Source organism: Primorskyibacter aestuariivivens, assembly GCF_028023675.1.
GTDB lineage: Bacteria > Pseudomonadota > Alphaproteobacteria > Rhodobacterales > Rhodobacteraceae > Marinovum > Marinovum aestuariivivens.
Genome location: NZ_JAQIOZ010000012.1, coordinates 21,068 through 33,970, shown reverse-complemented (window position 1 = coordinate 33,970; position 12,903 = coordinate 21,068). Strand labels below are relative to the sequence as shown.

At 63.3% G+C, this 12,903-nt stretch carries 13 protein-coding genes; 8 read left to right on the top strand and 5 right to left on the bottom strand.

Translation table 11 applies throughout. The features are described 5' to 3' along the window. Positions 1–5: 5 nt before the first annotated feature. Both PGB28_RS13205 and rbfA read right to left on the bottom strand, forming a co-directional pair. Positions 6–746 carry a phosphodiester glycosidase family protein gene (locus PGB28_RS13205; RefSeq protein ID WP_271421987.1) on the bottom strand — a complete coding sequence of 247 codons (741 nt, stop codon included), beginning with the start codon at positions 744–746 and terminating at the stop codon, positions 6–8. After that, positions 746–1,141 (bottom strand): 30S ribosome-binding factor RbfA, encoded by a 396-nt coding sequence (gene rbfA / locus PGB28_RS13200; protein ID WP_271421986.1) that lies wholly within the window; start codon positions 1,139–1,141, stop codon positions 746–748. The genes PGB28_RS13205 and rbfA overlap by 1 nt, the downstream gene beginning before the upstream one ends. 84 nt (positions 1,142–1,225) lie before the next feature. Here rbfA and dapB point away from each other — a divergent pair, with 84 nt between their 5' ends. Further along, positions 1,226–2,044, top strand: coding sequence for a 4-hydroxy-tetrahydrodipicolinate reductase (gene dapB, locus PGB28_RS13195; protein WP_271421985.1), 819 nt, complete (start codon positions 1,226–1,228; stop codon positions 2,042–2,044). A 21-nt stretch (positions 2,045–2,065) separates the two neighbouring features. Here the strand turns inward: dapB and PGB28_RS13190 are convergent, their stop codons facing one another. From PGB28_RS13190 to PGB28_RS13175, 3 genes are all read right to left on the bottom strand, one after another. Continuing rightward, positions 2,066–2,674 carry a 2-dehydro-3-deoxy-6-phosphogalactonate aldolase gene (locus tag PGB28_RS13190; protein WP_271421984.1) on the bottom strand — a complete coding sequence of 203 codons (609 nt, stop codon included), beginning with the start codon at positions 2,672–2,674 and terminating at the stop codon, positions 2,066–2,068. Continuing rightward, positions 2,671–3,579 (bottom strand): 2-dehydro-3-deoxygalactonokinase, encoded by a 909-nt coding sequence (locus PGB28_RS13185; protein ID WP_271421983.1) that lies wholly within the window; start codon positions 3,577–3,579, stop codon positions 2,671–2,673. The genes PGB28_RS13190 and PGB28_RS13185 overlap by 4 nt, the downstream gene beginning before the upstream one ends. A 302-nt stretch (positions 3,580–3,881) precedes the next feature. After that, the gene (locus tag PGB28_RS13175; RefSeq protein WP_271421982.1) at positions 3,882–4,106 is read right to left on the bottom strand and encodes a DUF1674 domain-containing protein; all 225 of its coding nucleotides are present in this window, start codon (positions 4,104–4,106) and stop codon (positions 3,882–3,884) included. Positions 4,107–4,187: 81 nt separating this feature from the next. On the opposite strand from PGB28_RS13175, the gene PGB28_RS13170 reads away from it, so the two are divergent. The 7 genes from PGB28_RS13170 to PGB28_RS13140 all read left to right on the top strand — a co-directional run bounded on the left by PGB28_RS13170 (position 4,188) and on the right by PGB28_RS13140 (position 12,861). Next, complete coding sequence (locus PGB28_RS13170; RefSeq protein ID WP_271421981.1) at positions 4,188–5,456, top strand: RsmB/NOP family class I SAM-dependent RNA methyltransferase; 1,269 nt, start codon at positions 4,188–4,190, stop codon at positions 5,454–5,456. Between the two features lie 109 nt (positions 5,457–5,565). Continuing rightward, a complete protein-coding gene (locus tag PGB28_RS13165) occupies positions 5,566–7,314 on the top strand; it encodes a heparinase II/III family protein (protein WP_271421980.1) in 1,749 nt (582 codons plus the stop codon). Between the two features lie 19 nt (positions 7,315–7,333). Further along, complete coding sequence (gene purH, locus PGB28_RS13160) at positions 7,334–8,932, top strand: bifunctional phosphoribosylaminoimidazolecarboxamide formyltransferase/IMP cyclohydrolase (RefSeq protein WP_271421979.1); 1,599 nt, start codon at positions 7,334–7,336, stop codon at positions 8,930–8,932. Positions 8,933–8,987: 55 nt separating this feature from the next. Continuing rightward, positions 8,988–9,479 (top strand): signal peptidase II, encoded by a 492-nt coding sequence (gene lspA, locus PGB28_RS13155; protein WP_271421978.1) that lies wholly within the window; start codon positions 8,988–8,990, stop codon positions 9,477–9,479. 53 nt (positions 9,480–9,532) lie between these two features. After that, entirely contained in the window at positions 9,533–10,072 is a 540-nt protein-coding gene (locus PGB28_RS13150) for a DUF3035 domain-containing protein (RefSeq protein ID WP_271421977.1), read from the top strand. A 114-nt stretch (positions 10,073–10,186) separates the two neighbouring features. Beyond that, positions 10,187–11,545 (top strand): M16 family metallopeptidase, encoded by a 1,359-nt coding sequence (locus PGB28_RS13145; protein ID WP_271421976.1) that lies wholly within the window; start codon positions 10,187–10,189, stop codon positions 11,543–11,545. Continuing rightward, positions 11,542–12,861 (top strand): M16 family metallopeptidase, encoded by a 1,320-nt coding sequence (locus PGB28_RS13140; protein ID WP_271421975.1) that lies wholly within the window; start codon positions 11,542–11,544, stop codon positions 12,859–12,861. The genes PGB28_RS13145 and PGB28_RS13140 overlap by 4 nt, the downstream gene beginning before the upstream one ends. Positions 12,862–12,903 lie beyond the last annotated feature (42 nt).

The following is a 12,903-nucleotide window of genomic DNA, read 5'->3' as shown; positions in this document are numbered from 1 at the left end:
CGCTGTCAATTCGCGCGCGGCACCGTCACCGCAACAATCGGTCCCATGGGAAACCCCAGATCGTCCCGGCCAATCCCGGGCGCATATAACCGCGAGACATTTCCATCCAGAAACAGCGCATTCGGCAGGTTCAGCGCGTCGCGGAAAAGCGAGCCGAATTCGTGAAAGGTCACGGTGTTGTTGGAGATGGCAAAGACAACACGGCTGCCATCGGCGCTGGCCCCGACACCATTGCGGATATAGCGCGACGTACTGTCGGGCAGGAAATCGGGATGCAACTCTCCGGCAATGACCAGCATGGGCCCGGATTGCGTGGCATATCGGCAGGCCGGGTTCTGGGACAGGTAAACGCCCGTCTCATACACCTGCGCCCATCCTTCGCCGATACAGAACACCCCGTTCGGCAAGAGCCCGAAATTGCCCGGCCCGTCGCTGGCGATAACCCGCATCTGTTCGGCGCCGTCTTCGATATAGTGGCCCACGGGGCTGCGGTTTTCGTGATACATGCCGCCATTGGTGGCAAAGGCCAATGCCTCACCTCTGGCGCGCAATGCCTCGTCCAGAATCGAGAAATGCCCATAGGGCGTGCCATCCGGCGCTGCGCGGAAGAGGCGCAGGGTCTCCTCGGCGGGAGCGACTTCGCAAATGGCGTAACGGTTGCCCTGATAGGTGATGTCGCGACATTCCACCGCCTCTGCCCGCGCCGCGGCAAGGGTCAGCAACAGCGCGGCAAGCAGGATGCGCATCACTCTTCCACGTCGCGCCGCACGGTCTCCTGCGCGAACATGCGCCGCGTTTCGTCCATCCGGTCGAAAGTCTCGTCGATGCGGAACCTCAGATCGGGCGCGAATTTCAGCGTCAATTGCTTGCTGACGGCGCGGCGGAGTTCGGATTTGTTGCGCGCCAGAAGCCCGATCACCTCGTCCTGCCCCTGCCCGCCCAGCGGACAGACATAGACCGTTGCCACCTTGAGGTCGGGGGAAGTGCGCACCTCTCCCACGGTGATGGACATGCGGTTGAGGTCAGGATCGTGGATATCACCGCGCATCAACACGTCGCTCAGGGTGCGGCGGATCAACTCTCCGACGCGCAGCTGGCGTTGGGACGGGCCGTCGCCGTCATGGAATCTGTTCTTGGCCATGGTGGCGACTTAAGCCCTATGACGGGCTTTGCCAAGCGGCGCGCGCCGGGTTATTGGAGGACCAGGGTCAAAGGAGACAAGAAAATGAGCGCACCTCTTCCCGGTATCGTGATCACCGGCGCCTCGGGCCGCATGGGCCAAATGCTGATCCGCACGGTTCTTGAGCATGACAAGGTGCAGCTTGTCGGCGCGATCGAGCGCGAAGGTCATAACTGGGTCGGTCGTGATGTGGGCGAATGTATGGGCGGTGCGGCGCTTGGCGTGACGGTCAGCGACGATCCGTTGGAGGTCTTTGCCAATGCGCAGGTGGTGATCGACTTTACTGCTCCGGAGGCTACGGTGGGTTTCGCCCATCTGGCGGCACAGGCGCGCATGGTGCATGTGATCGGCACCACCGGCATGGAAGAACAGCACCTTGCCAAGATCCAGGCCGCGGCGCGCCATGCGGTCGTGGTCCGGGCCGGCAACATGTCGCTGGGCGTGAACCTGTTGACCCGGCTGGTCGAGAAAGTCGCAAAGGCGCTGGATGACGATTACGACATCGAGGTGATCGAGGCGCATCACAACCGCAAGGTTGACGCGCCGTCTGGCACGGCGCTGATGCTGGGCGAAGCGGCGGCCAAAGGGCGCGGCGTGTCGCTGCAGGCGGTCGAGGACCGCGCGCGCGACGGCATCACAGGCGCTCGCAAACGCGGCGATATCGGCTTTTCCGTCATTCGCGGCGGCGACATCGTGGGCGAACATGACGTGATGTTTGCCGCCACGGGCGAGCGCATCACCCTGCGCCATGTGGCCAGCGACCGCTCGGTCTTTGCCCGCGGCGCGCTCAAGGCTGCGCTTTGGGGGCTGGATCAGGGCCCCGGCGAATATGACATGATCGACGTGCTGGGGCTCGCCGATTAGCGCGGCAGCTCGAAAGGTGTCTTATCCTGTCATCGCCGTATCATAGGCAGCCACGATCACGCCCGCCCGGGCTTGCACGTCCTTTGCGGACAGGCCCGGTTTAAAAAGGCTGGTTCCGATGCCGAAACCGGTCACGCCCGCTGCCGCCCATTCGGCAAAATTTTCGGGTCCGACGCCGCCCACAGCATAAGTCCGGGTCCCGGGCGGCAATACCGCCGCAATGGCCCTCACCCCTTCAGGTCCGATCAGGAATGAAGGGAACAGCTTCAGCCCATCCGCCCCGTGACGCAGGGCCGTGAAACATTCACTGGGCGTTGCGACGCCGGGATAAGACAGCAGGCCCAATTCTTTGGTGGCGTCGATCACAGCCGGATTGCAGTCCGGCGATACGATCATGCGGCCTCCAACACTCGCCACCGCTTGTACTTGATCAAGGCTGAGTACCGTACCCGCACCAATCATGGCATTGCCGCCAAAGGCCTCTGCGAGGTGGCCAATCGACTCCAGCGGGCGTGGTGAGTTCAGCGGCACCTCGATCCGGTCGATGCCTGCCTCGATCAGGGCTGCTCCGATTTCTGTCACCTCATCCGGTGTTACACCCCGCAAAATGGCAATGATTTCCCGGCTCATCTGTCCTGTCCTTGCAATTCAGCATAGGCGCGGGTCAATCCCGCAAGGGTCAGCCCCGCGCCATCCGTGACCTGCACCATGGCCCCCACGATGGTCAACGCAGCTTCATATCGTTGGGCAAGCCCACCAGCCCCAATGATCGCCACCTGTTGGCCAAGCCAGTAAGGGCGCGTTCCGGCCAGTTCCAGACCCAGCAAATAACCGGACAGGCGCGCCCGCGCGGTATCCGGTGACAGCCCGTCCAAGAGCGCGCCCGCCCGCAACGCAAAGAGCCGCGCAGTCAAATGCTGCGGCGATGTCATGGCATCATTGATCGCCGCCTCAAACGCGCTGTCGTCCCAGCCCTCGCCGCTGACAGAATGGCGCAAGACAGACTTTTGAGACAGGAGCGCAAAAAGCTCTCCGGTCATCACCGTGCGAAAACTGACGATTTCACCGGCGCTGATCTGCACCCATTTCGTGTGCGTCCCGGGCAGGCACAGGATGCCGTCGAAATCGGGTTGCTGAGCCAGGAAACCGGCGATCTGGGTTTCCTCACCGCGCATCACATCCGGCGGATCGGCCTGTTTGACGCCCGGCAGGATATGCACGGCAAGACTTGAGTCTGATGTGGATGGACGGACGGCTTCGGACAGACCCGGCGGGGCACAGGGCACCGCCGCATAGGGCGCTTCGGCCCAGCCCTGACGCGCACCCACCATGCCGCAGGCGATAACGGGCGCGCGTTTATCCGCGCTGAGATACGGAGCAAGCAACTCCACGAGTGTCGGTTCAAACACCTCGGGGGCCAGTTGCCCCATACCCTGATCCGAGGACAGCGCCGCGATTTCACGCCCATCTGTCCCCATGACCCAGGCGCGCAGTTTCGACGTGCCCCAATCTACTGCGATCCAAGCCGTGTTCATGCCTCTACCCAGTCACTTCAACACCGCCGTCCTGGAACAGCGCCTGTCCTGTCATCATCCCGCTTGCATCAGATGCGAGGAACAGCGTGGCGTCAACAGTGTCACGGGGCGCAGCCGGCGCCCGTGACATATGCAATGAGAAAGGTCCCTGCCACGCCAAGGTAAAGCTATTCGGCCTTTTCGTGCCTTGGATGTGCGAAAGATGGCGGGGAACGCCCCGAATTGCAGGCGGAGCGTTGACCGGCGACTGAAACACGATCTGAAACGCAAGTTACAGGCGCTGACGCACGCCCGTTTGGCCATCAAAAATCGATCGCCAACCCCTTCTTTTCCCAATCGCCGTAACGCACCGGCTCCGGCCCGTCGCGCCCTCCCAGTTCCGGCGGCAGGTCCGGATCACCAGCCGCCGCAGCGCGGCGCGCGTCCGCCTCTTCCAGTGCGCGGCGCGCCACCTCGGGCAGCCTGGCACGGCGTTCTTCTTCCGTCTCGGGCGTTGGCGTGGCTTGTGGGGCTGACGCGTCGGTCATGATGCTTTCCTCTTTGTCATGGCCTTGATATACGCCCAATTCGGGTCCCGGCAAGCGGGCCCGTTGGCGCAGGTGACAGGCATGACAGATACTCCCACCGCCCGCGACGGGGCGCTTTGGCTGCTGGGACAGGTTCTCGAGGAACAGCGGCTGTTGTCCGAATTGCTGGGCGACAAGCGGCATCTGCGCCTGCCCCCGCCCGACCGCGCCCGCGCCCAGCGCCTGGCAACCGACACGCTGCGCGGGCTGGAACGCGCCGACCGTGTACTCAAACCCTTCCTGCGCAAGATGCCGCCGCCCGCGGTGCACAACCTTCTGCGGCTGGCGACGGTGGAGCTATGCATGGGGGGCGACGCGCATGGCGTGGTGAACGAGGCCGTCAACACCGTGCAACGCGGAAAACGCACGCGGCATTTCGCAGGCCTCGTGAACGCGGTCCTGCGCAAGGTGTCGCGCGAAGGGCCCGCCAAATGGAGCGAACTGCGCGTGCCGCACCTGCCGAAATGGCTGCGCGGACCGCTGCGGGACGCGTATGGCGCGGATGTTCTGGGGGCCATCGAAGCGGCGCATTTCGCCGGGGCGCCGGTTGATCTGACCGTCAGGGCGGATGCGGCGCCATGGGTCGAAAAACTGGATGGCACGCTGTTGCCCACCGGCTCCGTGCGGCTGAGTAACGCCGGGCAGGTCAGCGCGCTTGCCGGGTATGAAGACGGCGCATGGTGGGTACAGGATGCAGCCGCGGCCCTGCCGGTGCGCGGGCTGGGTGACGTCGCGGGCCTGAACGTGCTGGACATGTGCGCCGCGCCGGGGGGCAAGACGCTGCAACTGGCTGCGGCCGGGGCGAATGTTACCGCGCTCGACCTGTCGGCATCCCGGCTTGAAAGGCTCCGCGAGAATCTCACCCGCACAGGGTTGAACGCCGAAATCGTCGCCGAGGATGCGCTGACCTATACGGGCGGGCCGTTTGACGCCATCGTGCTTGACGCGCCTTGTTCGGCCACCGGCACAATCCGCAGGCATCCCGACCTGCCGCTTGCCCGTGACGGGGCTGAAATCGGCGAATTGATCGGCCTGCAATCGGCGATGCTCGATCACGCGCTGAGCCTGCTGAAACCCGGCGGGCGGTTGATCTACTGCACCTGTTCGCTGATCCCCGATGAAGGCGAATGCCAGATCGAAGAAGCGCTGGCCCGCCATTCCGATTTGCGCGCCCTGCCTGACGCGTTCGCATTGCCCGGTGTCGAGCCGGTCTGGCACAGCGACGAGGGAGGGCTGCGCCTGCGCCCCGATTTCTGGGCCGATCGCGGCGGTATGGACGGGTTTTACATGTGCTGCCTGCAAAAGGGCTGAGCCGCTCATCGCCATCCCCCTGCACAAAGCGTTTCAAAGGTGACTTTGGGCTTGGCAAAGGGTAAGATCGCCTCAAGAAACGCACCAAAGTGCGGATGAGGCAGAGCAGATGTCCGGAAACGAAAGCTGGTCAGCGCGGTATACGCGCCTGATGCACCGTGTTCACGCGCGGCTGACGTCACGCGCGCGCGCCGCTACCGGCTTCGTCTCGCAACCCGAACCGCGCACTATCGGATCCTTCAACCGGGGCCGACAGCTTATTGCGGGCAACCTCATGTTTGCCGGTCACCTGATCGAGGCGAACGATGCCATGATCTGGGACTTGCCCGCGCCCGATGCGGCCTTTGTCGAACAGATCCACGGTTTTGGCTGGCTCGACGATCTTGCGGCAGTCGGCGATGCCAATGCGCGCGCGGTGGCGCAGAAATGGCTTTGGGGCTGGATCGAGCGCTATGACAATGGCAGCGGCCCAGGTTGGACCCCGGATCTGGCCGGGCGGCGATTGATCCGATGGACACATCACGCGCTGTTTCTGTTGATGGGGCGGGAAGCCGCCGAATCCGAGGCGTTCTACAAGTCCCTCGCGCACCAAACCCTGTTTCTTGGTCGCCGCTGGCCCAAGGCTGCGCCGGGACTGCCCCGTTTTGAGGCACTGACCGGCCTGCTCTATGCCGGGATCTCGCTCAGCGGGATGGAACAGTTCGTCGGACCCGCCAAAAGCGCGCTGGCCCGCGAATGCGCCCGCCAGATCGATGAGCAGGGCGGCATTCCGACGCGAAACCCCGAAGAGTTGCTGGAGGTTTTCACACTTTTGACCTGGGCGGCCGCCGCGCTGGAGGAAACGAAAAACAGCGTGGACGATCTCCACCAGCAGGCCATCGAGCGGATTGCCCCCACCTTGCGCGCGCTGCGCCACGCGGATGGCGGGCTGGCACGGTTTCACGGTGGCGGGCGGGGGCTTGACGGGCGGCTGGATCAGGCGCTGGCCGCATCGGGTGTCCGCAATCAGGCCGATGGGCTGGCCATGGGGTTTGCGCGCCTTTCGGCGGGGCGCACATCAGTCATCGTGGATGCCAGCGCGCCGCCGCGCGGCATGGCGTCGTTCAACGCGCATGCCTCGACACTGGCGTTTGAGCTGACCTCGGGCAGACGCCCGCTGATCGTGAATTGCGGCTCCGGCGCGGCCTTTGGCGAAGACTGGCGGCGGGCCGGACGCGCGACGCCGTCGCATTCCACGCTGGCGCTTGAGGGCTATTCCAGCGCACGGCTGGGCAAAGAAGGGCTGATCGGTGGGGCGCGGCGCGAAATGCTCGAAGACGCGCCGCAGGACGTGCCGGTCCAGATCAGCCATGCAAATGACGGCCTGCTGTTCGAGGGCGGGCATGATGGCTATCTCAGCACCCATGGCCTGACCCATGCGCGCATTCTGGAACTGACATTCGATGGCCGCGCATTGGTGGGAGAGGACATGCTGCTGGCTCTCAAAGCGACGGAGAAGCGCCGATTTGACAAGGCCATGGATGCGGTGCGCCTTGCTGGTGTCCCGTTTCACATCCGCTTCCACCTGCACCCTGATGTGGATTGCGAGATTGATCTGGGCGGCACAGCGGTATCACTGGCTCTGCGATCCGGGGAAATCTGGGTCTTCCGGCACGAAGGTGAGGCGGAAATGTCGCTCGAACCTTCGGTTTATCTGGAATCCGGGCGGCTGAGACCACGCGCGACGAAACAGATCGTTTTAACTCACCGGGCAATGGAGTATGCGACGCGCATCCGGTGGTCACTATCCAAGGCGCAGGAAACTGCGATTGCGGTCAGGGACCTCTACCGGGACGACGACTACGACTTTGACAGCTGACCTCGGGACCCCGACTGACATGACAGATGATACCCGCCTCGTGCCTGTGCGGCGCGCGCTCCTTTCCGTTTCCGACAAGACCGGTCTGATTGACCTTGCCAGCGCGCTGGATGAGCGCGGTGTTGAATTGCTGTCCACCGGTGGCTCGGCCAAGGCAATCCGCGATGCGGGCCTGCCCGTGCGTGACGTGGCCGATGTGACCGGCTTTCCCGAAATGATGGATGGCCGGGTCAAGACGCTGCACCCGATGGTGCATGGCGGGCTTCTGGCGCTGCGCGACAATGACGAACACGTGGCCGCAATGGACGAACACGGCATCGGCGGGATCGACCTGCTCGTCGTCAATCTCTACCCGTTCGAAGCGGCATTGGCCCGTGGTGCCGGGTACGAAGAGATGATCGAGAATATCGACATTGGCGGCCCGGCGATGATCCGCGCGGCGGCCAAGAACCATGGGTTTGTGACGACCGTTGTTGACGTCGAGGACTACGATGCCCTGCTCATGGAACTGAACGCCAATGGCGGGGCCACTTCCTTCGCCTTTCGTCAGCGGTTGGCGCAGATCGCCTATGCCCGCACCGGGGCCTATGACGCGGCTGTCTCAGGCTGGATGGCCGGTGCGATCGGCGAGCAAACCCCGCGCCGCCGCGCCATCGCCGGTCAGGTCCGTCAATCCCTGCGCTATGGCGAAAACCCGCATCAGAAAGCAGCGTTCTATGTCGATGGTTCCAACCGCCCCGGCGTGGCCACCGCGACGCAGCATCAGGGCAAGGAGCTAAGCTACAACAATATCAACGACACCGACGCGGCGTTCGAGCTGGTGGCCGAATTTGATCCCGCCGACAGCCCCGCCGTGGCGATCATCAAACACGCCAATCCCTGCGGCGTGGCCCGTGGCGCGACGATGCTGGAGGCCTACAAGGCGGCATTTGATTGTGACCGCACATCGGCCTTTGGCGGCATTGTGGCGCTGAACGGAACGCTGGACGGTGACACCGCGCGCGAGATGGCAGGCATCTTTACCGAAGTCGTGATCGCCCCCGAGGCGACGGACGAGGCCAAAGAGGTCTTTGCCGCCAAGAAGAACCTGCGCCTGCTGACCACCGGCGGCCTGCCCGATGTGCGTGCGGGCGGCCAGACGCTGCGCCAGGTTGCGGGCGGTTTCCTCGTTCAGGACAAGGATGTGGGGTATATCGGGCTTGATGACCTCAAGGTCGTGACCAAGGTTGCGCCCACGGATGCGCAACTGCGCGATCTGCTCTTTGCCTGGAAAGTGGCCAAACACGTCAAATCCAACGCCATCGTCTACGTCAAGGATGGCGCCACCGTGGGTGTCGGCGCCGGTCAGATGAGCCGTGTCGATTCGGCGCTGATCGCGGCGAAAAAGGCCGAACGCATGGCCGAGGCGCTGGGTCTGCCCGCACCGCTGACCATCGGGTCCGCCGTGGCGTCAGATGCGTTTTTCCCCTTCCCTGACGGGCTGATGGAAGCCGCGGCCGCCGGTGCGACCTGTGTCATCCAGCCGGGCGGCTCGATGCGCGATGACGAGGTGATCGCAGCCGCCGACGAGGCCGGGCTTGCCATGGTCTTTACAGGGATGCGGCATTTCCGGCACTAAGCGCCGAGGGATAATAACCGGCGCGAGCAACCTCGCGCCGGACAAGGAGAGCGGCATGCGAACGGTGTTTTGGGCAGGTTTGTGGATTTTCCTGCTGGACCAGGTGACCAAATACATCGTCGTGCATGCCATGAACCTGCGGGTTCTGGGCGAGATCGACGTTCTGCCGCCGCTTCTTAACCTGCGCATGGCGTGGAACACGGGCATCAATTTCGGGCTTTTCTCCGGACATGCCGAGGCCATGCGCTGGGTGCTGATCGCCATTGCGCTGATCATCGTCGTCTTTGTGCTGGTCTGGGTCTGGCGCGAACCGCCCGGGCGCATCGGCAAGATCTCCGCCGGGATCCTTGTTGGGGGTGCCCTGGGCAATGTGGTGGACCGTTTCGTTTATGGCGCGGTCGCCGATTTCCTGAACATGTCCTGTTGCGGGATCGAAAACCCCTATGCCTTCAATGTCGCCGATATTGCGATCTTTGTAGGGGCCTTCGGGCTTGTGCTGTTTTCCGGGGGCAGCAACACTGCGCCAAAAGGCAAAAACGGCTCGTGACCTTGCCCGCGCAATCCGTTAAGTCTGGGCCAAGTTGAGGTGGAGTCCGTCGCATGATGGTGATGCAAACTGCAAAATTCGGGATCGCCGTGGCCCTGTTGGTGGGTCTGGCTGCTTGTGGGAATCGTGACATCACGCTGCACGAGTTGCGCATCAACGATGACGGCCCCGAAGAATTCTCTATCGTGCCGCCCAAACCGCTTGAGAGGCCCGAGAATCTGGCTCAGCTGCCCGCGCCCACCCCGGGCGGCAAGAACCGCACCGACCAAACGCCCGAGGCCGATGCCGTGGCGGCTCTGGGTGGTGATGGCAATCGCGTCGAACCGCGCTCTGAAGGTGTGTCGCGCAGCGATGGCGCACTGGTCAATCATGCCTCGCGCTTTGGTCGTCAGGGCAATATCCGTCAGTCGCTGGCCGCGGAAGATCTTGAATTCCGCAAGCGCAAATCGCTGTTCACCTGGTCGATCCAGCGCAAGGACAACTATTACGACGCCTATCGCCGCATGGCGATTGACCCGTATTACGTGCTGCGCATCTGGCGTAAGGCCGGGGTGCGCACACCCGCGGCATCCCCGCCGGGCTACGACGAATAAACGTCACTTTCATTCAACTCACGCAACTGTCACGCAACTGCCCCTTGATATTACGGGGGGCACGGACATTGTTATGTCCATAGATTTCAGGAGACATGCATGCCTTTCCATCCAATGAGAAAGCTTCAATCGGCCCTGTGTGCGGGAGGCTTTTTGCTGGCCACTCTTGCCCCCGTGGCCCATGCGCTTGACGTGCTGCGTGACGAGGTGACGACCGGGATGCTCGACAACGGCATGCAGGTCGTCGTGATCGAGGACCACCGCGCCCCGGTTGCCGTGCACATGGTCTGGTACAAGGCGGGCAGCGCCGATGAGAAACCCGGCGTCTCGGGCGTGGCGCATTTTCTGGAACACCTGCTGTTTCAGGGCACCACGAACATGGAGCCGGGAGAATTGTCCCGCGTGGTGGCGGCGAATGGCGGCACCGACAATGCGTTCACCAGCTATGATCAGACCGCCTATTTCCAGCGCGTCGCCGCCGACAGGCTGGAGCTCATGATGCAGATGGAAGCCGACCGGATGGTCAATCTGCAACTGGGCGAGGAAGAAATCCGCATCGAACGCGAGGTGATCATCGAAGAGCGTAACCAGCGCACCGAGAACGACCCCGGCGCTCTGATGCGCGAACAGATGCGCGCAGCACAGTATCTCAACCATCGCTACGGCGTGCCGATCATCGGCTGGCGGCACGAGATGGAAGGTCTGGGGCTTGAGGCGGCGCTGGATTACTACCAGACCTATTACGCGCCCAATAACGCCGTGCTCGTCGTCGCGGGCGATGTCGACCCCGACGAGGTCATGGCACTGGCGCGCGAGCATTACGGCCCGTTGCCGCCGAATCCGGACCTGAAGCCGCGCAATCGTCCGCAAGAGCCGCCGCATACCTCACCGCGCCGCATGGTGTTCGAGGACCCGCGCGTATCACAACCTTACGTGATCCGCTCCTACCTCGCGCCCGAACGCGACCCCGGCGCACAGGAAACCGCCGCAGCGCTGTCGCTTCTGGCAGAGGTGCTGGGCGGCGGGCAGACTTCGGTGCTGAACGAAAAGCTGCAATTCGAGCAGAAGGTGTCGATCTACGCCGGGGCCTCCTATCGCGGCGTGTCGCTGGATGACACGACCTTCTCGCTGATCGTGGTCCCCGCGCCCGGCGTGTCGCTGGAAGAGGCCGAAGAGGCAATGGACGCCGCGGTGGCAGAATTCATGGAAACCGGTGTGAACGCGGACGACCTCAACACCATCAAACGCAAACTCGAAGCCAGCCGTATCTATGCACGCGACAATGTCGATAGTCTGGCCAACCGTTACGGTCGCGCGCTGACCAGCGGTCTGACCATCGAAGATATTCAGGCCTGGCCCGAGATCCTCGCCGCTGTGTCTGAGGAGGACATCATGGAAGCCGCCCGGATGGTCTTTGACCGCAACGCCAGCGTGACAAGCTGGCTCAAACGCGCGCCTGAGGTGACCCAATGAAAACGCTCTACCTTGCCCTGATTGCCTTTGTCATCGCCGCCCTGCCCGCGCGGGCCGAGATCGAGATTCAGGAGATCACCACGCCCGGCGGCATCAAGGCCTGGCTGGTCGAAGAACCCGCCATCCCCTTTGTGGCGCTGGAATTGCGCTTCAAGGGCGGGGCTTCGCTGGACGCGCCCGGCAAACGCGGGGCGACCAACCTGATGATGGGGCTTCTGGAGGAAGGCACCGGCGACATGGACGCGCGCGCCTTTGCACGCGCCACGGATGAATTGGCCGCGTCCTTCGATTACGGGGCCTATGATGACTCGGTGTCGATTTCGGCAAAGTTCCTGACCGACACCACGGATCAGGCCATGGCGCTGCTGCGCGGTGCCATCGTGGAGCCAAGTTTCACCCAAGAGGCCATCGACCGGGTCCGCAAACAGGTTCTGTCGGGGATCGCGTCCGACAAGACCGACCCCGACACCATTGTCGGCCAGACCTTTGATGCCATGGCCTTTGGCGACCACCCCTATGGATCGTCGCGCGACGGAACAGAAGAGACCGTGGCCACGCTGACCCGCGATGACATCGTGGCGGCGCATCAGGCCGCTCTTGCGCGCGACCGCGTGTATGTAAGCGCCGTGGGCGATATCAATGCCGATGAACTCGCCACGCTTCTGGACAATCTTTTGGGCGATCTGCCTGCGACCGGCGCCCCCATGCCCGGAACCGCGACGTATCAGTTGAGCGGCGGCGTGACCGTCGTGCCCTTTGACACGCCGCAATCCGTGGTGCTGTTTGGCCATCCGGGTTTTGAGCGGCACGATGAGGATTTCCTGGCCGCTTACGTGCTGAACGAAATCTTCGGCGGTGGCGGGCTGGAAAGCCGTTTGATGCGCGAGTTGCGCGAAAAACGCGGGCTGACCTATGGCGTCTATTCCTACCTCGTGCCCAAGGATCATGCAGAGCTCTATCTTGGCCGTGTCGCTTCAGCCAATGACAGGGTTGCGCAAGCCATCGAGGTGTTGCGCGAGCAATGGGCGCATATGGCCGAAACCGGCATCACACAGACCGAGCTGGATGAGGCCAAGACCTATCTGACCGGGGCCTATCCGCTGCGCTTTGACGGCAACGGCCCAATCGCCAATATCCTCGTGGGGATGCAGATGGACGGGCTGCCGACCGATTACGTGGTGAACCGCAATGACCTTGTGAACGCTCTGACGCTCGACGACATGAACCGCGTCGCCAAGCGCCTGTTCCGGCCCGAGGACCTGCATTTCGTGGTTGTCGGTCAGCCCGAGGGGCTTCAGGCAGAAGCCACCCAGTAAAACGAAAATGGCCCGGGCGCAGCATCCGCGACCGGGCCAAAT